The organism is Sphingobium sp. CFD-1 (genome assembly GCF_024611115.1).
GTDB classification, from domain to species: domain Bacteria; phylum Pseudomonadota; class Alphaproteobacteria; order Sphingomonadales; family Sphingomonadaceae; genus Sphingobium; species Sphingobium baderi_A.
This window is the reverse complement of record NZ_CP084398.1, coordinates 3,582,501-3,603,385: the sequence shown is the minus strand read 5'-3', so window position 1 is coordinate 3,603,385 and position 20,885 is coordinate 3,582,501. Positions and strand designations below refer to the sequence as shown.

Genomic DNA, 20,885 nt, shown 5'->3' with positions numbered 1-20,885 from the left:
GAAATCAGGCACTCCGGTTTTCTGTATCGGCGGATGTACGGGAAAAGCCCGCGCCGACGCGGTAGAGCAGACGCTCGGCGGCGCGGATGCTGCCGGTTTCACGGGCGGCCTCGGCCCAGACCAAGATCGAGAAATCCCCGGTGAACAGCAGATCTCGCTCAATGCCCATGCCAAAGGGCAGCCGGACTGACTGCATCTCGCTCAGGCTCCATGACCCCAGTTCGGGATAGCCGAGATCGGCCAGGCCGAACATGATGTCGCCATCGTCATCCAGTTCGGTGGCGAGCCAGACGCCTTCACCGAGTGGGTTGAAGAACTTCACGACCGGGATGTGATCCTGATCGCGCTGGCGACCATTGGCCAGCAGACGGTCGCGCTGTGTGCCGGTCAGGAGGATCATGCCGCAGCCCTCCGGTCGGTCTCGGTTACGCTGGCATCCGGCTCCCCGGCGTCCTCGGCCGGCAGATGCGACAGCAGCCAGTCCGCCGCCTTGCTGGCCTGCGAGGCCGCGCGGACGATGGCGCGGGAATCCTCGCGCATGACCTCCAGCCACGACCCGATATAGTCGGCATGACGCACGGTCGGCACGATCCCGAGCGCAGCGCAGCTGAAAGCCGCAGTCTGTTCTGCAATCATTTCCTCAAAGGCATATTTCTTCGAGCCGAACGAGCCGGTCAGATTGCGGTTGAGGCGGCTGTGATGGCCGCTGGCGTGACCCAGCTCGTGCAGGGCCGTCCGGTGCCAGTTGATCGGCTCGAAATAGGCTTGCGGAGGCGGCACCTGCACATAGTCGAGCGACGGCATATAGAAGGCGCGATTACCACCGATACGGAACTCGATGCCGGTGGCCCGGATCAACGCCTCGACCCGAGGTTCGATCAGGCCCGGCGGCGGTGGCGGCGCGACTGCCGTGATGTCATCAGGCAGACCATCGCATTGTGCGGCGTTAAAGACCGTGAACCGCTTCAGGAACGGAATGGCATGCGCGTCCTCACCTTTATCGCGGGCACGGCGCTTTTCGTCCTCGGGGGTGAAACGGTCGGCATAAACGACAGTGGTGCCGCGTTCGCCCTTCCGGACATTGCCACCCAGCGAAAGCGCCTGACGGAACGTCAGCCACGATTGACCAGGGTAACCATGCTGGATGACAGCGCCCCAGAGGATCAGGATATTGATGCCGGAATAGGACCGGCCGGTTGACGCATTTCTCGGCAGGCCCAGCGGGGCGGTATCGGGCGCCGCACCCCAGGGCTGGACCCAGGGTAGACGCCCTTGCTCCAGCTCGGCGATGATCTTGTTGGTGATGTCGTCGTAAAGGTTGCTGCGCGCGCCACCGTCAGCGGGGCTGCGATCATGTCTGGCCATCGGGATGATCTCCGCGACGGGCGCCGGAAGCCTCTCTTCCAGCCCTCAACCCGTCACGGAAACCCCGTCCGCACTCTCACTCTCGGGGGCGTTGCGGGGTCTCCCCGCTGATGGGGGTGCGTCGGCAACGCCAGTGCCGACCAGGGGGAAGGCTTTCCCCCAAATGCCTCTGTATACTGGACAAAAAGAGCTTTGCTGGTTTCTTATGCAAGCTGGACCGACTCGCGCCAGTCGGAAGACGAATATTGCATATCTAAGTATTTCCGAGGAATTTTCGTGGCCCGTTATAACCCAGATGCTGATCTTTCTCCGCTTTACGAGACGATGGATCGCCTTCGCACTGATTGTCTGATCGGCGATGGTTCCCTGCTTTCACCTGGACGCTCACTCTGGACCGCTGAACACTTTGCAGATTTGCAACGTACCTACGTCCAGAACCTCGATGAAGGCGAAGGCAAGTTCTTTGAAAAGCTGAAAGTCCAGCTGTCTGACGCAACCGCTGAAGCGCACTGCCTGATGGCCGAGCTGATCTGGCTACTTTATGCCTTCCAGCGTGGCGATGTCTCTCCCCCGACCAAGGATCGGAAAGTCCGCGAGGTTTGGTCCTGGTCAGGCCAGGACTTGCCGCAAGATGTGGCGGCCCTGACCGAACAGGTCCTTTACGGTGTGGGCCGGGCTGGCCAAGGATATAACAACAATAAATGGCGCGAGCTCGTTCTGTTGATTACCGCCATGCAGGATCTCAAATCCAGGCCTGTTGATGAACGTCGACGCCTGCTTGGGGACGGCGGCGCATTTGCCAGTTGGTTCGAGATACAGGTGAACGGCGAAAATCGGCAGTTGCGCCATATCCTGCCCTTCCTGCTTTTTCCTGACAGCTTCGAGCGCATCAGCGCCGGCCAGCATAAACGGGATATTCTGGCTGGCTTCGGGGCCATAACCGCAGCCGATGTCGGTGCTATGAGCATAGCCAAGCTCGATGACACACTTCTGACTTTGCGCAAGAGCCTTGAAGCCAAGCATGGTTCACACGTCGATTTCTACGAGGGTGACTTCAGGCCTGTCTGGCAGAAGCCGAAAGAAAAGAAGGCGCACTCGACAGATAAACTCGATGAAGAAGCCATCGTGCCAGCTCCATCCGGTTTTGAACTGAATACGATCTTCTACGGCCCTCCGGGTACGGGCAAGACATTCAGTACCGCACAACGCGCCGTCGAGATATGTCTAGGCCAGGTGGCGTCCGATCCGGGTGCAGTGCGCGCGTCCTATGAGCAACTGGTCAAGGACGGGCGCATCGGCTTCGTCACCTTCCACCAAAGCTATACCTACGAAGATTTCGTCGAGGGACTGCGACCCAAGCCGATGGCATCGGGGGCAGGCTTCACGCTCGAACCGGAAGGAGGCGTTCTGAAAGTGATTGCAGAGCGGGCGTCGAAGCAGGCCGGCAACCATGTCCTCATCATTGACGAGATCAATCGCGCCAATATCTCGAAGGTTCTGGGCGAACTTATCACGCTTCTGGAGGCAGACAAGAGACGGGGAGCGCCTGCGGCGATCACCGTCACACTTCCTTATTCCAAGACCGCATTCTCTCTTCCGGCCAATCTGTACATCCTTGGCACGATGAACACGGCCGACAGATCCATCTCGCTGCTGGATACAGCACTGCGGCGGCGTTTCGTGTTTGAGGAACTGCCACCCGATTCCGCAGAACTCGCAGGCATCGAGCTCGACGATAGTGCGCTCGATCTTGCAGCCATTCTGGACAACCTCAATCTGCGCCTTGTCTATTTTCTGGGAGAGGATGCCCAGATCGGCCACGCCTGGTTTATGGGCGTCAAGACGAAAGCCGACCTCGATCGGATCATGGCGTTCAAGGTCATCCCGCTGCTGCGTGAGTATTTCCATGACGACATTGAACGGGTTCGCATTGTTCTGGGTGGCGGCGACGGCTTCCTGAATCGATCCCCTATTCCGGTTCCCAAGGGGGCTGAAGGATTTGCTGAGGATCGGTATCGCTATTCCGATGTTTTTCGGGAAGAAGGCGCGTACCCTGAAGCAGCTTACATGGCTCTTCTGGGACAGGAATAATGCCCAAACAGAAAAGCCATTACTCGCTGCCGGAATGGTCTTCTCTGCCCATTGGACCCGACGGAATCAGCGAAGGACAAGCCGAGCAACTGCATCTTGCCGCAATCACGGCTGCCCGCAGGCTTGGCGTGGCAGAGAACGGCGTACTGGCGCGCGGCTTTCGGAAGCTGGAAACCAAGCAGGTTTGCGGCATTATTTCCGTTCCAGGGATAAGTTTGGAAATACTGCCCAAGCTCACCGATGAGGACGGTGCATTGCGAGCAACCCTTGTGCGGATGATTGCGGTGGCCTTCGACATACCGCTTTCAGAAGGGCAGATCGCGCAGATGGGCGCACAGGAGAGCGATCTTCTCGAAGCCTTTATCAATCTGTTTGTGACACGCCTTGCAGAACAAGCGAAATCCGGTCTGACGCGCGACTATGTGCCAGAGGAGGATGTTTTGCCTAAGCTGCGGGGAGCGCTCGATGTGCGGCAGCAGATCGTTCGCCGTTCGGTTGATCCTTCCCGCCTGCATTGCCGGTTTGACGAGTTTTCCGAGAACACGCCGCTCAACCGGCTGTTCAAGGCCAGCCTGTTGCACATCATCCCCTTTGTGCGCTCCGAGCCTCTGCGGCGCCGGATCGCTAATCTGACAGCCCGCTTCGCCGACATCCCCACCAGCCCCGCCCCCCTGAGGGAGCGGATCGTCTGGAACCGGATGAATGAGCGGTTTCGCCAGGCCCAAATGCTTGCGCGCATGCTGATGGAAGCAGAGTGGCAAAACACGAGTTCCGGACACGGCACGGGCATTTCGTTGCTCTTTCCGATGAACATGCTGTTTGAACGGTATGTTGCCCGCTGGCTGCAACGGGTTCTTCCGCCCGGATCAGTGTCAGTTCAGCGCCGACAGCACACCCTGTTGCAGCATGGCGCCTACCCTCTGATCCCGGATATCGTCATTGACACGCCTGAAGGTCCACTGGTCATTGATACGAAATGGAAGGATCTCGGAAAACATTCAGGCTCTACGCCAAATGTGAGCCAAGCCGACCTATACCAACTCGCGTCCTATGGGGCGGCCTACAATGCAAGCCGCGTCATACTTTTCTATCCTGCGATCAAACAGAAATTGGCCGCAACAACATGGCGCTACACCGCGACCAACCTTAGAGTAGATATCTGGCAAGTCGATTTGGCACTCGCGAAACAAACCCACAATTGGAAGGACATCGCGCAAGACATAGTTAATCATGCAGAACACCATGTTCCATTACGCAAAACATGAAAGGCGGCTTTTTTTTGACGAACATTCGATGCCGCGAATTCGGATAGTACGACCCGTTTTAAGTTCAGGTTTCCTTATGAACACAAATCTAGGTGGTGATTTTCAATCAAATCAACAAACAGTACCCGCTGGAATAACATCTGGATGGCTTGTATATTTTTTAACAAAAAATGGAAAATATTCAGAATGGCAATAATTTCAGCATGTTGACGCCACGACTGGAATAACATTCCGACGACAGCCCGAGCCCGGCAAGTTCGCATTTATTCTCCCACTACAAATCACACCTATCCACGCAAACAACTGTCCTTGCTTACAAATTTAGTTGCCCGCGCTCTGCCGATCAGATAGCGTGCAAAGGGCACAGAAATTGTGTGCGCACAGTTAGCACACTCACAACAAACCCAAGGGCAAGGCTGTGGAAAACGACAGGTCGGATCTTCGCTGGGGCGTCGAGCAGCGGCTCGAGTTCATCGAGTTTCGCCTGTTTTGGGAGGGGCATGTGAACCGAAGCGATGTCATGGAACAGTTCGGGCTGTCGGTGAACCAGGCTTCATCCGACCTTAATCGCTACATCAGCTTCGCCCCCGACAATATGACCTACGACAAGAGTGCGCGCACCTACGTGCGCGGCCCGGGGTTCAAGGCAGTGTTTGGGAAGCTGGACGCAGGTCGTTACTTGGCCCAGTTGCGATCCTTGGAAGAAGGGATCCTGGATCGCGATGATTGCTGGATCACCGATGTGCTGGAGTTTTGTTCGACGCCCACTCCAGCGCGCGGCGTTCATTCTGAAACCTTGCGCGCGGTCGTTGGCGCCATTCGCCGCGCCGAAGCGATAGAGGTTAATTACCAATCGCTGTCCAATCCAGATCCACGCTGGCGATGGATTGCACCCCATGCAATCGCTTTCGATGGGTTTCGTTGGCATGCACGAGCCTTCTGCATGACCGACGATTGCTTCAAGGACTTCCTGCTGTCGCGGATGCTTGAGGTGCGAGGGACCGCCGAGGCTGCAACCTCTGCCGCCGGAGACGACGATTGGCATTCGGAGATTACCTTGGAGGTTGGGCCCCACCCAGGCCTGTCTGAGACACAGGCCAAGGTGATCGCGCTCGACTACGGCATGCAGGACGGGAAAGTCGAGATCAAGGTTCGCCGCGCGCTGCTTTATTACACGCTCAAGCGCCTTGGACTGGACACGGATCCATCCGCGAGGAATCCGCAGGATCAGCAGATCGTGCTGCTGAACCGGGAAACATCATTTCCGGCTAAGCCGGCAGAACGAATTGGAGAGGCGTAAATGCTTGGTTTGAAGCTGAGGGATGAGTTCAAAGGGCGGCGCCTCAAAGGGACGGCAATTGAGCTGTCCAACGATGCGAATACGGGGGCGACCCAAGTGCCGGCCCGCGACTTTCTTGAGATCACGTACCCTACGCTCGATTTATTGAAAGGCATCGAAGCCGTCGGCCCCCAGCAAGGTCGACCGGTTGTTGTCATTGGTGAACGCGGCCTCGGGAAGTCACACCTTATGGCCGCTCTCTATCACACTGTTAGTGATCCTGCCTCAACCGGAGATTGGTTGAAGAGCTGGTCCACTACCCTGTCTGACCCGGCGATCGGTCAAATCCCGCTGCGGAATGGCATGCTCGTCATCGGGGAAAGTCTCCATCGTCAGCGCTATAAGTTCCTCTGGGACATTCTGTTCGAACGGCATCCACACGGCACATACATCAAGGGGAAGTGGGAAGGTATGGGTGCCAGCAAGACTGACATTCCGTCCGACCAGCTCATCCTCGAGATGCTCCGGCATTCGCCGACGATGCTGCTGCTCGACGAGTTTCAGACCTGGTTCGACGGCCTCACGAACACTAAACAGTATCCGTGGAAAAACTGGGCGTTCAACTTCATCCAGATCCTCTCTGAGATTGCAAAGGAGCACCCCGAACTCCTCGTGCTCGTGGTTTCGGTTCGAAACGGGACAAGCGACGCATACCAGCAGATCCACAGGGTGAATCCCGTTCAGGTGGATTTCCGTGCTGGCGGTAGCCCGGACAAGATCCAGCATGATCGCCGTCGCATGCTCCTCCATCGGCTGTTTGAAAACCGGTTGCAGATCGGCTCCTCGGCAATCGAGAGCACCCTCGACGTTCACATCAACGAATATTTTCGGCAGCTCGGTACGCCATCTTCCGAACAGGACAGGAAGCGGCGAGACTTTGTCGAATGCTGGCCCTTCGCGCCGCACCTCTTGCAACTCTTGGAGGATCAGGTGCTTGTGGCGACAGACGCCCAAGAGACGCGCGACCTCATCCGCATCTTGGCGAACCTGCATAAGAGCAGCGGCGAGAACGCTCCAGTTTTGACAGCTGCCGATTTTCGGCTCGACGATGATGCATCCGGGATCGGAGCACTTCTGGACTCGGTTGCCAATCAGCAACACCGCGCCCTACGCGACAAAGCCCTTCGCAACCTCACCTCTGTAACCGAAGCCGTGCCAGACCACGCCTCGAAGGTCCCACATCTTCAGGAAATCATCGGCTCGCTGTGGCTGCGGTCAATAGCGGTCGGAAACATGGCCGGCGCAGAGCCTTCTGTTCTGCAAATCGACCTGACGCGGGCAAAACCAGTCGATGACAATGCTTTCCAGGTTGAGCTCGCAACGGTCATCGAGAACAGCTTTAATATCCACCAAGATGGAGCGCGGCTCGTCTTCAAGGAAGAGGAAAACCCTCAGGCCAAAGTCATGGCCTCCGCGAGAAATGACAAGCTTTTCACGGATGGATCGGACCTCATTCAACTCGCTAAGGAAACCCGCTACGTCATCGGTGGCAGCGAGGAAGTCGCCAAGACATTCCGTGTCATCGCGTTGCCCCGCAATTGGCTGAACGACCCTTGGACGGGCTTGGACGAGAGTGAACAGCCCGAGCGTTGGGACGACAGGCTACCGATTTTGGTGCTCCCCGAGGAGCCGGATCGCATTGATGAGCGCCTTGGGCGGTGGCTCAAAGATCACCTCCAGAAACGTCGGAACACGGTTCGGTTCCTGATCCCTCGGAACGGGACTTCGAACGCTTTCTATGATCGTGACCTTCTTGTCCTCGCTAGGGCGGAAATGAAGGCGCAGGAATGGGGCGCGCAGAATGCGGAGTATCGTAAACTGCAGTCGAAATACCAAGGTGAGCTGCGGGACATTCTCAAGAAGCGGTTTGATCGTTTTGCCGTGCTGCACAGTTGGAACTTTGGCGACCCGTCGAAATGCGAGTTCCATATCGAGACACTTCGCGAGCAAGGAGCGAAGGTTCCGGAAGCGATTGAAATCGCGATGACGAACGACTTGTTCGTCCCTGAGGATTTTGAACACCTAGTGCTTGAGGCCGCAACCAATAACAGTTCGGTCGGCAAGATACTTAAGGAACTGCAAGAGCCTCGCCCGGCAGGCCAGGATTGTATCCCATGGTTGGGCGAGACGGCCATGAAAGAGCGGATCTTGCGTCTCTGTGCCAAAGGCAAGATCGCGATCAACCTTCGAGGAATGGAGTATCTGCAGGCCCAGTCAGGCGAGGACGAAGAGACCGCGTGGCGACGCTTGCGGCCGAAGCTTTCGTACACAGGACGCCAGCTTGACGAGGTGTTCATCTTGCCGCCGTCTGCTGTTCCAGCGACCGGGGGGGCGAATCCACAGCCAGCTCCGGGAACGCCCCCCCCTTGCGGGCTCTTCGGCGGGGGCACAGAGCCGACGCCAGCGCCTCCCGGAGGAATGTCCGAGAACCCGGGATCAGTACCAGGCGCGCCGGACCCGATGCCGCAACCTGGTGGCGGCATCTTCGGTGGTGGTGCCAGCTCTGGCGCGCCTCGTATGCCCTTTGCCGCACCCGCGACCTCGCCGCTCAACCTTATCGGGAAACTCGAAGGTTGGGGAATTGGTCCAGCAACGCCTGTGAAAGCCGTCACCATAAAGGTGGACGCTGCGACTGGCGCGCAGCTGAAGGAACTCCTCAAGAAACTGCCTGATGGCATGACGTTCGAGTTGTCGCTCGACAAGGAGGACAACTGATGGCGTTGGACTTGGAAGCGATTGCGGGCCTGACGACAGCTCCTGATGATGAGGCTTGGGCCACGATCATCGAGCGCGTCATGTCGATCTGCGGAGCACCAATAGATGCCGAAAAGGCGCCTGGAGAAGTGACCCGACGGGATCGGGCCATCGGCGAGATCGACCACTTTCTGTCGTCGGCGGCATGGGGTTTGTGGCAAACCTTTGGGAACGCCGCCCCGCGCAATGCTGAGAAGATCGTTGAATGGTGGTCCGCGCCTTACAGCGCCAAGGCCGTCTTGATTCTCGATGGGCTTAGTCTGCGAGAAATGCCTTGGCTTCTCGAGGGCGCAAAGGCACGCGGGTTTGTTGTTCACACCGCTGCCGGCTACGGTGCGGAAATACCGTCGGAGACGAATGCCTTTGCCAAAGCCCTAGGCTTCGGAAGCCGGAGCCAGCTTCAGAACAACGGCAGTGGGCTCGTCCACAAGCTGGCGCCCGCCAGAACCGAGACGATTGACCTGCCTTGGAAGGATTGCGCCGGCCTGATCGATGCCTCGCCGAATTGGGTATTTTGGCACCAATGGCCCGATAGCAAGCTGCACGACGGTGCCGGTGCCGGTCAGGGTCTGGATCTCCTTACGCGCGATATCGCAACACAATTGACCAGCGACGATTTCTGGGAATTCGTCGAGCGCCTCGCGACCGGTCGTCGTTTGGTCATCACCTCTGATCATGGGTATGCCGCCACAGGGCTGTTCTACGACGCGATGGACGAACAGGCCTCCTTCCTCAAGGGCGCGCTGAAGAGCGGACGGCTTCTATCCGGCGACCACGATCCCGGTCCCTTTGTCCCGCCCGTTGCCCTTTCGGTGGATAGCCAGCACGGCAAGCACCTACTCGCAGTCGGGCGTTGGAAATGGAAAAGCCAGGGCGGCTACCCCACCCTCGCGCATGGCGGCTTGTCCCTGTTCGAGATGCTCTGCCCGTTTGTTGAATTGACGAAGTAAGGAATTTACGCCCATGGCGACCAAGAAAGAACAGATTGCCCAAGAGGTCGCGCGTGCGGTTGGTGCCGGCAAAGCCGTCGCCATGGAAACCGTCGATTTCAGCGATCCGAACCGCCCCAAGACCTGCCTCGAGGTGGATTTCCCGATCCTGCCCGTGAACCAGGTCGCCGTGATTGAAGGTAACGCGGGCAAACCGATCTACCAGATGTCGAAATGGTGGGCCCGGCGGCGGTCCAGCGTGTTCCGCTCCATGCTGATCTCGGCGGCGACCAAGGCGCCCGAGGATCCCTCTCATGCAGCGAAGCTGGTCTGGGACAACTACTACGCCAACCACCAGAAGAAAGGCGCCTTCAAGCACCTGAAGGTGGCCGACATCTTCATGGGCGGCGGCACGACGCTGGTCGAAGGATCGCGACTCGGCATGCAGATGTCTGGCAACGACTTGAACCCGGTCGCATGGTTCGTGGTGAAGCAGGAACTGGCCGATGTTGATCTCGATGAGGTGAGGCGCCTCCTGGCCGATATCGAGGCCGAGGTGAAACCGCAGATCATGCCGTTCTACTACTGCGATGGCCCGAACGGCGAGAAAGGCACCTGGACGCACAAACCCTCGGGCAAGGTGATGGGCGCGGATTTCGATCCGTTGGCCCTGAAGCCTGAGGAACGGAAAGACTACGCCTACGACGGGCCCGAGATCATCTATACCTTCTGGGCGAAGCACGGGCCCTGCCAGGTAACAGGTTGCGGTCACCGCACGCCGATCATGACCAATCCGGTGATGGCGGTGAAAACGCTGACCGTGAAGCATTGGGCGCACAAATGCCCGTCATGCAGTGAGCGCTTCGAGATCGAGGACGCCGAGGCGCGAATGGCGCCCGACGTTCCGCTTTATGTCGCGCCCGACGAAAAGCCCTATTCGATCCTCGATCGGAAAGGCCGGGTCATCTGCCCCCATTGCGGCCACACCGAAATAGTGAAGCTCAACAAGGGCAAAAACAAGAAGGTCGATCTCACGCTCTTGGTCCATCCTGAATGGCTGGCTGGCAGCCCGAAAACTGCCCCGGATGGCAGTGAATTTGGCGGAGCACCGCAGGACGACGCGGCATCAACCCGTGCTTGGAATTCCGAGCGGGCGAGCCATATTCGGCTGCTGGAGGTACGCGGCAAGCTGCCGGACACGGTCACTTGTCCCGAGACCAAGGTGACCTTCCCGACCGGCAAGGAAGGCGGCACGGTTCCGAAGCGGTCCACCTTCACCTGTGCATCATGTGGTTCGCAGCAGGATGTAATGAATTCGATCCGCGATTCCAAGAAAGGCGGACAGGTCGCAGGATATGGCATCCAGGGGCTCGCGCCCAAGCGCGGAGATTCCGGAGCGCCCTATCGCGGCCGCTTCTTTGCCCCCTTCGACGAACAGCTGGCAGACCAATACAGCGCTGCAATCGAGGAGTGGGAGCAGCGAAAGGACAGCGATCTAGCTGACTATTGGCCCCGTTCCGAGGTTCCGTATGGCTTCATGACGGCCATCGCAAACAGCGATATTCGCACGAACTATGGGTTCACGCATTGGTGGACCATGTTTAATCCACGGCAGCTTCTCGTGTTGTCGCAGATCCTCAAGTCTATCGTGGAAACGGGTGACTACAGCTGGGCAACGCGAGAGTATGTTCTTGGTGCGTTCCAGCAGTATCTCCGCAACCAGAATATGTTTTGTTTCTGGGATGTTGGGTATGACAAACTTGTCCCCCACATGAGCAACAATAACTATCATCCCAAAGCAAATATCATCGAAAACTGCGTCTTTAGCTCACTTGGGCGAGGGAATTGGGTTTCGTGCTCAGAAGTTATTGAGGCCGGTGAAGAATGGTCTCAACACCCTTGGGATCCGGTGAGTGCCGACACGCTTGCCGTTACTCACCCCTCGCTTGCCGCTGAGATTTCGGGAAAAAGCGAAAAAGTTTTCCCCGGAGACGCTGTGCAAGAAACGGAGATATTCCAGGGATCTTCGACGGAACTGAACCAGTTTGGTGACCAATCAATAGATCTGGTGATTACCGATCCTCCCTTCGGTGGCCTGCTTCATTATTCCGAACTTGCGGACTTCTTCTACGTTTGGCTCCGCCTCCCGCTGAAGGCGAAGTACCCAGAGTACTTCGGCCCGGAATACACACCGAAATCAATGGAGGCCGTGTCCAACAAAGCGCGTGAGCCCGACGACCCGGATGGATTTTACCAGCGCTTGCTGACCGGCTGCTGGCGCGAGGCTCATCGTGTCCTAAAACCCGGCGGAGTACTGGCATTCACCTTCCACCATAGTGAAGACGCTCCGTGGGTATCGGTGTTGGAATCGCTCTTCGACGCCGGTTTCTATCTCGAGGCGACCTATCCAATCCGCTCGGACGAAACGAAGGGCGAAGGAGAGTTTGGCTCCAAGACCATCGAATACGACATCGTGCACGTGTGCCGGAAACGCATTCATGAACCGAAGGCCGTCAGCTGGGCCCGTATGCGCCGAGAGGTTCTGGCTGACGTTCGTCAGCTGCAAGGCCTGCTGGAAAATCACGCCCAGCGGGGTCTTCCAGAAGCCGACATCCAGGTCATTCGGCGCGGTAAGGCGCTCGAATACTTCTCGCAGCACTACGGGAAGGTTTATGTCGACGAAGGCCGGCCGATTTCGGTCAAGGATGCCCTCGTCGGCATCAACCAGCTGATCGACGAAGATGCCAACAAGGCCTCCGAGCCACCGCCGGTGACCGCAGAGCCGATCACCCGTCAGTTCCTGCGCATCTTCGATGGCAAGACCGAGCTCGCGCGCGACCAGATGCAGAAGATGCTGCGCGGCTCGGGGATCGCCCCGGATGAATTCGTAAGCCGCGGCTGGGCTCGCGAAGAGAAAAAGGTGTTCTACCTCAACGACCCGCTCGCGATCGCACAGGATTGGCAGGGACGACACCGGCGCAAACTGTCGGCCGACCTGGACCAAACCTTCGTTCTGATGGGGGCCTGTTATGACGGCAGCGGGATCAACGCGGCGGACACGCTAAAGAACGAGAACTTCAAGCCCCACGCGGCGCTGAAGAGCCTTCTCGAATGGATGAGCAAGCGGGGTCAGACGCAGCAGATGCGCAACGCGGCCTCGCGGGCACTGAGCATTTACAACAACTGGGCTGCCAGCAACAAAGAGCAGGTCCAGCAGCTGTCGTTCTTCTTGGAGGATTGAGCATGAAACAGGTGCTCGACAGCGTCTGGCAACGTCGGGGCGTCAGCTGGATTTGGGACGACGACGCCTTCGCGAAGGTTGCGCGGGCGAGCGAGGTCTACAGCCTGCGCCAGCTGATGCTTGCCACCAAATCGTGGCCGGACGAACTGCCGAGCAACGGCGGTGACACATTGGTCGTGGCGGGCCTCGATGCCTGCCTCGACCTTCTGTCGCCGGCGGACGCCGATGCCTGGCTTGGCGGAGCCCTGAAATCAGCGATCCTCTCCTTCCAGGATTTCTACGATGGTCAGGCATCGCTGGTGTTCTGGCTTCCAAACGGCCAGAGGCGAATGCCCATCGACCTTGCGACCGATGCCGTGCGGTGGCGGTGCTCTGCGCCGTTTTCCAGCGAGACTATCGATTTCGGACGGGTCTTGTGGGGAGAAGCCTGGGAGTATCCGCAAGAGATCATTCTTGCGCAGGGCGGTAAATCGGTGGGCCTGTTCCATTTGAGGATCACCTGATCGTGCAGATGGAACAGACCACCTTCGGCCCCGGTGAGCGGATCACCCATCTCGATTTCGGCGCCGGCGTTGTGCTTGAAGCACCGCGCGACGGCTACCTCCGTGCATTCTTCAGTATCGGAGAGCGCCGCGTTCCGATCGCCAGCGTTCAGAAGGAGCTGTCGCGCACCGAGCGCATTCTGCGATCAGTAGAGGGAACCGCCGAGCGGGCACGATCCGTCTGGCTATCCTACGAGGCTCACGCACTGCCCGTGATGGAGAGCGCGTCCGCGCTCACGTCCGCGCGGATCGACCTTCTGCCCCACCAGGTCGTTCTGACACATCGCATCGCAACAGCCTCGCCTCGTCGATTTCTTATCGCCGACGAAGTCGGTCTCGGAAAGACAATCGAAACCGCGCTCGTGCTCCGCGAATTGGCAAGCCGCGGTGAGCTTGATCGTGCCCTGATGGTTGTGCCTGCGGGCCTCGTGAACAACTGGCACCGGGAGCTGAACGAAGTCTTCAACCTGGACTTCGAGGTCTTTGGGTCGGAAGGCGATATCACCGACCGCAAGACTAACGCTTTCGCGAAACATGACCGGCTCATTGCCAGCATCGACACGTTGAAGCGGCCAGCGCGCATCAAACGCCTGTTGGAAGCTCCACATTGGGATCTTGTTGTCTTTGACGAGGCGCACCACCTGACCGCCTACCGAACGGGAGGGAAAGTTCGGAAGACGGAAAACTACAAACTCGGCGAGGCTTTGAAAGGTCACACGCGAGACCTCCTTCTCCTCTCCGCGACGCCACATCAAGGAAACCACTTCCAGTTCTGGATGCTCGTCCAACTGTTAAATCCCACGCTCTTCGGCAGCCCTGAGGAGATGTTGGAAAATCGACATCGCTTGAATACCGTGATGTTCCGACGGACCAAGGCGGATGCTTGCCGCCCGGATGGAGATCCGCTTTTCGCACGCCGGTGGGTACATACAGAATCCTTCCTGATGGGTGACGAAGAGCGACGCTTTTATGAGCGGCTGCGCGAATACCTCGAAGAAGGTTTCGACCTGGCCAAACGAAAAGGAAACCAAGGGCGAGCCTTGGGCTTTCTCATGGCGATCTTCCAAAAGATCGCAGCGTCCAGCTTCGCTGCCGTGAGGCGGACACTCAAGCGACGTATGCTCATGCTCACCCTGCAAGAGGCGCTTCTGCGGGACAAGGAGCTTGATATTGAAGGTCGCGAGCGACTGTTCGATGAAGCGCGGGAGCTGATTCATGCCGAATGGGGGCTTGAAAGGGATCCGATCGGGAAAAGTGAAGTCGACCGGATAATGGCCGACCTAAAATATAGGCTCGCAAAGAAGTTGGACGAGGAAGCGCTGGAGATGGCGTCCGATCCTTATGGCTCGGAATTTGCGTCTTCTCATATGGAGGATGTCGCCTCGGCAGCGATCGACCTGCATCTACCGGAAGAGCGGTTGCGAATTGCAGACTTGCTCTCGGTTTTTCCGGTGCAGCGTGAAACCAAGGTGCAGAAGCTACTCGACGGCCTTGGTACCTTGTGGCGTCAAAATCCCAACGAAAAGATTGTGATCTTTGCCACGTATTTGGGGACAGTGGACCTCTTGGCCCGTGAAATCGAGGCGACATATCCCGGTCAAGGCGTCGTAGTTCTCCGTGGCGGTGATCACGGCGCCAAAGCCGCTGCTGAACGCCGCTTCAAGTTGAAGGATGGGCCGCGTGTAATGGTCTGCACCGCAGCAGGCCGCGAGGGCATCAATCTGCAGTTCGCACGCATCCTTTTCAATTTTGACCTGCCCTGGAATCCAATGGATATGGAACAGCGGATCGGTCGAATTCATCGATATGGTCAAGCGCACACCGCGCAAGTCTACAACTTGGTCCTTTCAGATACGATCGAAGGGCGCATTTTTCTTCTGCTTGACGACAAGCTTACGGAAATCGCGAGAACGCTCGGGAAAGTCGACGAGCAAGGCAACGTCGCAGAAGATCTGCGTTCTCAGATACTTGGGCAGCTGTCAGAGCGATTGAACTACGACCGGCTTTACCAAGAGGCTCTGGGTGACCCAGAGCTGAAACGGACCGCAGTTGAACTTGAGGCGGCCTTGGCAAACGCACGCGAGGCACGGGAGGTAGTATTTGATCTCTTCCAAGATCTCGAAGGCTTCAGTCTGGATGATTACAAGCCGTTCTCCGATGTTTCCACGGGTTTGGAGCGGTTGGTTGATTTCTTGTCGGTGGCCATGGCGGACCGGAATCTAAGGATCTCGAAGGTTGATGCAGAGACTATCGATTTACTTACGGTCGATGGTGCCCGCCGCATTCGATTTACTCTAAACCGCGATGTCGCAACTTCCTCCGAAACGTGCGATCTCCTGGGGCTTGATCATCCAGCGGTCCAGGAGGAACTGGGCAGGTGGCGTTCGCTCAATCCGAATTTTCTCGGAGTAGCCCTTGAGGGAAATGGAATTGAACCAGCCATCCTCTCGTTGTGGCTTGTGGAAGCGACCAACGGTCAAGGTGAAAAACGGACAACCATACAATCCATCGCGGTCAGCCCTGAGGGGACAAGGCTTCCTGCAATTGAGCGCCAGGTTGATCAGGTGCTCAGGTTGTCGCCCTCTCGACCTTTCCTGGGCGAGGATGAGCGGATCAGCATCTTCAGCAAGACCGTCGAGCCGTCCCTTCAACGGGAGCTCAAGCATAAGGGCACCGCAGCTGGAGATGGAAGCTACTCTGCAGAACTCATTGGCTATGTTGAGATTACTTAGCTTATGGTTACCATTTTCGGATAGTGTTTAGTCTTAACATTGTGCGTCACTTCTCTATGCTTCTCAGGCTTGCGTTAAAAACGCAACGGTTTAGGTATTCATTATGCAAGTGGCAGATGGAGAAGATTCGAAGTCATCTGTGTGCTTATGGGATCTGTTCAGCCACTTTCGCTTCCAAATACGCCGTCCCTTTTCTACGCAACGGTATCCCATTCACCGCACAGCGGTGCCCGAGACCTTCCCTCGGCTGACATTCCGCGCTTCCATTGTCCCAGCCCCTTTCCGGGCACGGGATTTTGGAGACGATGGCGGTCAAGCGGAACAGGATCGATATCGAGGTCACAGCCTCGAACGGACCGGAAACGGACCGGCACGATCCTGCGCGCAAAGACGCTGCAGTCATGTCACTGGCCCGCCTGATCGGACGCCAGATCGCCCGCGAACAATTTGAGCGCAAGCTGGCAGCGGAGCGCAAAGGTCAACGCCACCTACGTAGCTGACCTGCAAATCCTCTTGCATTTATACGTGTAATACGTATTATATAGGCAGACCTGTTCTCCTGGAGTCTGCGATGCCAACCACAACCTCCCTCGAATTCCAGCGCAAGTTCGGACAGTATCTGAACGAGTCTCACCGTGAGCCGGTAGAGATCACGCGACATGGCCGGCGCGAGTTTGTGCTGATGTCGGCCGCCCAATATGACGAGCTGCTGTCAGCGGCGCAGCGCAGCGGCAAAGCCGTCGAAACCGCCTCCGACCCTGAACAGAATTAACCTGCCCCCTCACACGGAGCTTGAAAGGACTGACCGATGACCCGCGTTGCGCTTTATGCCCGATACTCTTCCGACAATCAGCGCGAAGCGTCGATCGAGGACCAACTACGTATCTGCCGCGAGCAGGCGAAGCGCGAGAAGTGGAAGATCGTCGGAACCTACAAGGATGCTGGCATCTCCGGCGCGAGCATGATCCTGCGCCCCGGCATTCAGGCCCTTCTTCAGGATGCGCAGGCTGGCCAGTTCGACATCGTTCTGGCAGAGGCACTGGATCGCATCAGTCGTGACCAGGCTGACGTCGCCACCTTCTACAAGCACCTCAAGTTCGCAGGCGTTCCGATTGTCACGCTGTCGGAGGGCGAGATCAGCGAGCTTCATGTCGGGCTCAAGGGCACGATGAATGCGCTGTTCCTGAAAGACCTTGCCGCCAAAACCCATCGCGGCATTCGCGGCCGCGTCGAGGACGGCAAATCGGGTGGCGGTCTGTGCTTTGGCTACAATGTCGTCAAGCAGCTCGATGCGCGCGGTGATCCCATTCGCGGCGACCGGGAAATCAACGAAGCCGAGGCGAATGTTGTCCGGCGCATCTTCCGCGAGTTCGCCGCCGGCGTCGGCCCCCGCACCATCGCCCGCACATTGAACGAGGAAGGTGTCCCGGGTCCGGCTGGCAAGCTCTGGAGCGACACCACGATCCGGGGCCATGTAAAGCGCGGCACGGGGCTGGTGAACAATGAACTTTATATCGGTCGTCTGATCTGGAACCGGCTTCGCTACATCAAAGATCCATCCACCGGAAAGCGCGTCTCACGCCTGAACCCGGAATCGGAATGGATCATCAAGGATGTGCCGGAGCTGCGCATTGTCGATGACGAACTCTGGCATTCAGTCCGTGTCCGACAGGGCGAGATCGCCGAGAAGTTTGCCAACGTCACCGAAGCCGTGCGCAAGCACCACAAAAAGAACCGCCTGAACGGCACACGTCGGCCGAAGTCCCTTCTGTCCGGTCTGGTGTTCTGTGGCTGCTGCGGAGGCCCCTACTCACTTCGCGGTGCAGATAGATTCGCCTGCTCGAACCACATCAGCAAGGGCGCGTGCTCAAACAGCCGCACGATCCCGCGTGAGGATCTGGAAGCCCGCGTGCTCTCCGGCCTGAAGGACCGCATGATGGCGCCTGAGATCGTTGAGGAGGCCATGCGCGCCTACGCGGAGGAGACCAACCGGCTGAACCGGGAACGCCGCTCCAGCGGCGATGCCTGGAAGGCGGAACTGGTAAAGATCGAGAAGCAGATCCGCGGCATCATCGAGGCGATCAAGGCTGGTATGTTCCATGAGAGCATGAAGGCAGAGATGGACACGCTGGAGGCCCGCAAGACCGAACTGACCACCCTGCTGGCCGATGCGCCAGAGGACACCCCGGACATTCTGCCGAGCGCCTCGGCGATCTATGCGAAGAAGGTTTCTGCGCTGACCAAGGCGCTCAATCGCAAGGAAGAGCGCCAGGAAGCGGCAGAGACTTTACGTGGGCTGATCGAGAAGATTTCGCTCACACCGGGGCCAGAACGAGGCGAGATTTACGCGACGCTTCACGGCGAACTGGGCACGATCCTCAACTGGACGGAGCGGCAAGCCATTGGAAAGGCTGTAAAAACAACAAAACCCGCAGCGGATGCTACGGGTTTGTCGTTATCAGTGGTTGCGGGAGTAGGATTTGAACCTACGACCTTCAGGTTATGAGCCTGACGAGCTACCGGGCTGCTCCATCCCGCGTCAACCATGGTGTTGGATCAGGTAGCGGTGTCCTTTTCCTGTGCGAGGCCGATGGACCGCTGAGGCCAACGAACATGTGAATGGGTTTTAAGTTCGAAGCGCGTGCTGCAATGCCTGGCGACGCCCTACTCTTCCGGGGCTTGAGCCACAGTACCATCGGCGCAGTCAGGTTTCACGTCCGAGTTCGGGATGGGATCGGGTGGGTCACTGACGCTATGGTCACCAAGCAATGAAGCAGGCGCTTCGGGTTATAATCGATACCGTGCACAGGGGCATTTTTTGTAAAAATGCGTTTACGAACAAATTTATATATCTGGCTGGTCATCACCACGGATCGATGAAGCGCTGTTGCCAGTGCTGTCATTGATGGTGGGACTCTCAGGCGCGAACAGAGCAATTAGGACCGGTTAGCTCCATATGTTACCACACTTCTACATCCGGCCTATCAACGTCGTGGTCTACGACGGCTCGATGAAATCTTATCTTGAGGGAGGCTTCCCGCTTAGATGCTTTCAGCGGTTATCCCGTCCATACATAGCTACCCTGCTGCGCTCCTGGCGGAACGACAGGTACACCAGAGGTATGTTCAACCCGGTCCTCTCGTACTAGGGTCAACTCCTCTCAAATTTCGACGCCCACGGCAGATAGGGACCAAACTGTCTCGCGACGTTCTGAACCCAGCTCACGTACCACTTTAATTGGCGAACAGCCAAACCCTTGGGACCTGCTCCAGCCCCAGGATGTGATGAGCCGACATCGAGGTGCCAAACGATTCCGTCGATATGAGCTCTTGGGAATCATCAGCCTGTTATCCCCGGCGTACCTTTTATCCGTTGAGCGATGGCCCTTCCACGAGGGACCACCGGATCACTATGACCGACTTTCGTCTCTGCTCGACTTGTCAGTCTCGCAGTCAGGCGGGCTTATGCCATTGCACTCTAACAGACGGTTTCCAACCGTCCTGAGCCCACCATCGCGCGCCTCCGTTACTCTTTAGGAGGCGACCGCCCCAGTCAAACTACCCGCCACAGAGGGTCCCTGCACCGGATAACGGTGCGAGGTTAGACATCAGAAAACAACAGGGTGGTATTTCACCTATGGCTCCACATCAACTGGCGTCAATGCTTCAAAGCCTCCCACCTATGCTACACAGTTCTTTCCTAATGCCACTCTGAAGCTGCAGTAAAGGTGCACGGGGTCTTTCCGTCTAACCGCGGGTACTCCGCATCTTCACGGAGAATTCAATTTCGCTGAGCATATCCTGGAGACAGTGGGGAAGTCGTTACGCCATTCGTGCAGGTCGGAACTTACCCGACAAGGAATTTCGCTACCTTAGGACCGTTATAGTTACGGCCGCCGTTTACCTGGGCTTCAATTCAGTGCTTGCACACCTCCTCTTAACCTTCAGGCACCGGGCAGGCGTCAGGCCCTATACGTCGTCTTGAAGCCGACTTAGCAGAGCCCTGTGTTTTTGCTAAACAGTCGCTACCCCCTGGCCTGTGCCCCCCACAAAAAGTTGCCTTAATGTGGGGCCTCCTTCTTCCGAAGGTACGGAGGCAATTTGCCGAGTTCCTTCAGGATACTTCTCTCAAACGCCTTGGTATACTCTACCATTCCACCTGTGTCGGTTTAGGGTACGGTCTATACGGAGGGGCTATTTCCTGGGACAACTTCACAGCCTGGACCAATCCAATAAGGCCAGACCATTTACGCCATCCGTCACACACCTCCAGGCCCACGAATATTAACGTGGTTCCCATCGACTACCCCCTTCGGGCTCGTCTTAGGGGCCGGCTTACCCTGCTCAGATTAGCTTTAAGCAGGAACCCTTGGAATTTCGGCGACAGTGCATCTCACACTGTTAATCGCTACTCATGTCTGCATTCGCACTTCCGATACCTCCACGGTCGGTTACCCTCCCGCTTCAACGGCCTACGGAACGCTCCGCTACCGCGTGTAGTAAACTACACACCCTAAGCTTCGGTGCATCACTTTAGCCCCGTTACATCTTCGCCGCAGGATCTCTTATTTAGACCAGTGAGCTGTTACGCTTTCTTTAAAGGATGGCTGCTTCTAAGCCAACCTCCT

Annotated in this window: 13 protein-coding genes, 1 tRNA gene, 2 rRNA genes and 1 pseudogene (1 of these 17 only partly in view); 11 read left to right on the top strand and 6 right to left on the bottom strand. The window is 57.5% G+C overall.

The genetic code is table 11. The features are described 5' to 3' along the window. Positions 1-4 precede the first annotated feature (4 nt). Both LDB26_RS18025 and LDB26_RS18020 read right to left on the bottom strand, forming a co-directional pair. Positions 5-400, bottom strand: a complete 396-nt coding sequence (locus tag LDB26_RS18025; protein ID WP_257539448.1) for a DUF2958 domain-containing protein — start codon at positions 398-400, stop codon at positions 5-7. Continuing rightward, complete coding sequence (locus LDB26_RS18020; RefSeq protein ID WP_013368621.1) at positions 397-1,365, bottom strand: ArdC family protein; 969 nt, start codon at positions 1,363-1,365, stop codon at positions 397-399. Before LDB26_RS18020 ends, LDB26_RS18025 begins: the two co-directional genes overlap by 4 nt. Before the next feature lie 276 nt (positions 1,366-1,641). Here LDB26_RS18020 and LDB26_RS18015 point away from each other — a divergent pair, with 276 nt between their 5' ends. From LDB26_RS18015 to LDB26_RS17965, 11 genes and pseudogenes are all read left to right on the top strand, one after another. Further along, positions 1,642-3,456 carry an McrB family protein gene (locus tag LDB26_RS18015; protein ID WP_257539446.1) on the top strand — a complete coding sequence of 605 codons (1,815 nt, stop codon included), beginning with the start codon at positions 1,642-1,644 and terminating at the stop codon, positions 3,454-3,456. Then, positions 3,456-4,721, top strand: coding sequence for an McrC family protein (locus LDB26_RS18010; protein WP_257539445.1), 1,266 nt, complete (start codon positions 3,456-3,458; stop codon positions 4,719-4,721). The genes LDB26_RS18015 and LDB26_RS18010 overlap by 1 nt, the downstream gene beginning before the upstream one ends. A 418-nt stretch (positions 4,722-5,139) precedes the next feature. Beyond that, positions 5,140-6,021 carry a WYL domain-containing protein gene (locus tag LDB26_RS18005; RefSeq protein WP_257539444.1) on the top strand — a complete coding sequence of 294 codons (882 nt, stop codon included), beginning with the start codon at positions 5,140-5,142 and terminating at the stop codon, positions 6,019-6,021. Next, a complete protein-coding gene (locus tag LDB26_RS18000) occupies positions 6,022-8,775 on the top strand; it encodes an ATP-binding protein (RefSeq protein ID WP_257539443.1) in 2,754 nt (917 codons plus the stop codon). After that, the gene (locus LDB26_RS17995; RefSeq protein ID WP_257539442.1) at positions 8,775-9,764 is read left to right on the top strand and encodes a hypothetical protein; all 990 of its coding nucleotides are present in this window, start codon (positions 8,775-8,777) and stop codon (positions 9,762-9,764) included. The genes LDB26_RS18000 and LDB26_RS17995 overlap by 1 nt, the downstream gene beginning before the upstream one ends. 13 nt (positions 9,765-9,777) lie before the next feature. Continuing rightward, a complete protein-coding gene (locus LDB26_RS17990; RefSeq protein ID WP_257539441.1) occupies positions 9,778-12,984 on the top strand; it encodes a hypothetical protein in 3,207 nt (1,068 codons plus the stop codon). Positions 12,985-12,986: 2 nt separating this feature from the next. Next, positions 12,987-13,487: a hypothetical protein gene (locus LDB26_RS17985; protein WP_257539440.1), complete on the top strand. Its 501-nt coding sequence runs from the start codon at positions 12,987-12,989 to the stop codon at positions 13,485-13,487. Positions 13,488-13,495: 8 nt separating this feature from the next. After that, a complete protein-coding gene (locus LDB26_RS17980) occupies positions 13,496-16,258 on the top strand; it encodes a DEAD/DEAH box helicase (RefSeq protein ID WP_257539439.1) in 2,763 nt (920 codons plus the stop codon). A 305-nt stretch (positions 16,259-16,563) separates the two neighbouring features. After that, a complete protein-coding gene (locus LDB26_RS17975; protein ID WP_257539438.1) occupies positions 16,564-16,758 on the top strand; it encodes a hypothetical protein in 195 nt (64 codons plus the stop codon). A gap of 71 nt (positions 16,759-16,829) precedes the next feature. Then, positions 16,830-17,030 carry a type II toxin-antitoxin system prevent-host-death family antitoxin gene (locus LDB26_RS17970; RefSeq protein WP_257539437.1) on the top strand — a complete coding sequence of 67 codons (201 nt, stop codon included), beginning with the start codon at positions 16,830-16,832 and terminating at the stop codon, positions 17,028-17,030. 36 nt (positions 17,031-17,066) lie between these two features. Then, positions 17,067-18,122, top strand: a pseudogene (locus LDB26_RS17965) (recombinase family protein); the annotation flags it as partial. A gap of 3 nt (positions 18,123-18,125) precedes the next feature. Here LDB26_RS17965 and LDB26_RS17960 read toward each other — a convergent pair. From LDB26_RS17960 to LDB26_RS17945, 4 genes are all read right to left on the bottom strand, one after another. Then, a complete protein-coding gene (locus LDB26_RS17960; RefSeq protein WP_257539436.1) occupies positions 18,126-18,359 on the bottom strand; it encodes a hypothetical protein in 234 nt (77 codons plus the stop codon). A gap of 361 nt (positions 18,360-18,720) precedes the next feature. Beyond that, positions 18,721-18,797, bottom strand: a tRNA-Met gene (locus LDB26_RS17955). A gap of 112 nt (positions 18,798-18,909) precedes the next feature. Next, positions 18,910-19,024, bottom strand: a 5S ribosomal RNA gene (gene rrf / locus LDB26_RS17950). 150 nt (positions 19,025-19,174) lie between these two features. Next, positions 19,175-20,885: ribosomal RNA gene (locus tag LDB26_RS17945) — 23S ribosomal RNA — on the bottom strand; it runs 1,086 nt beyond the window's last position.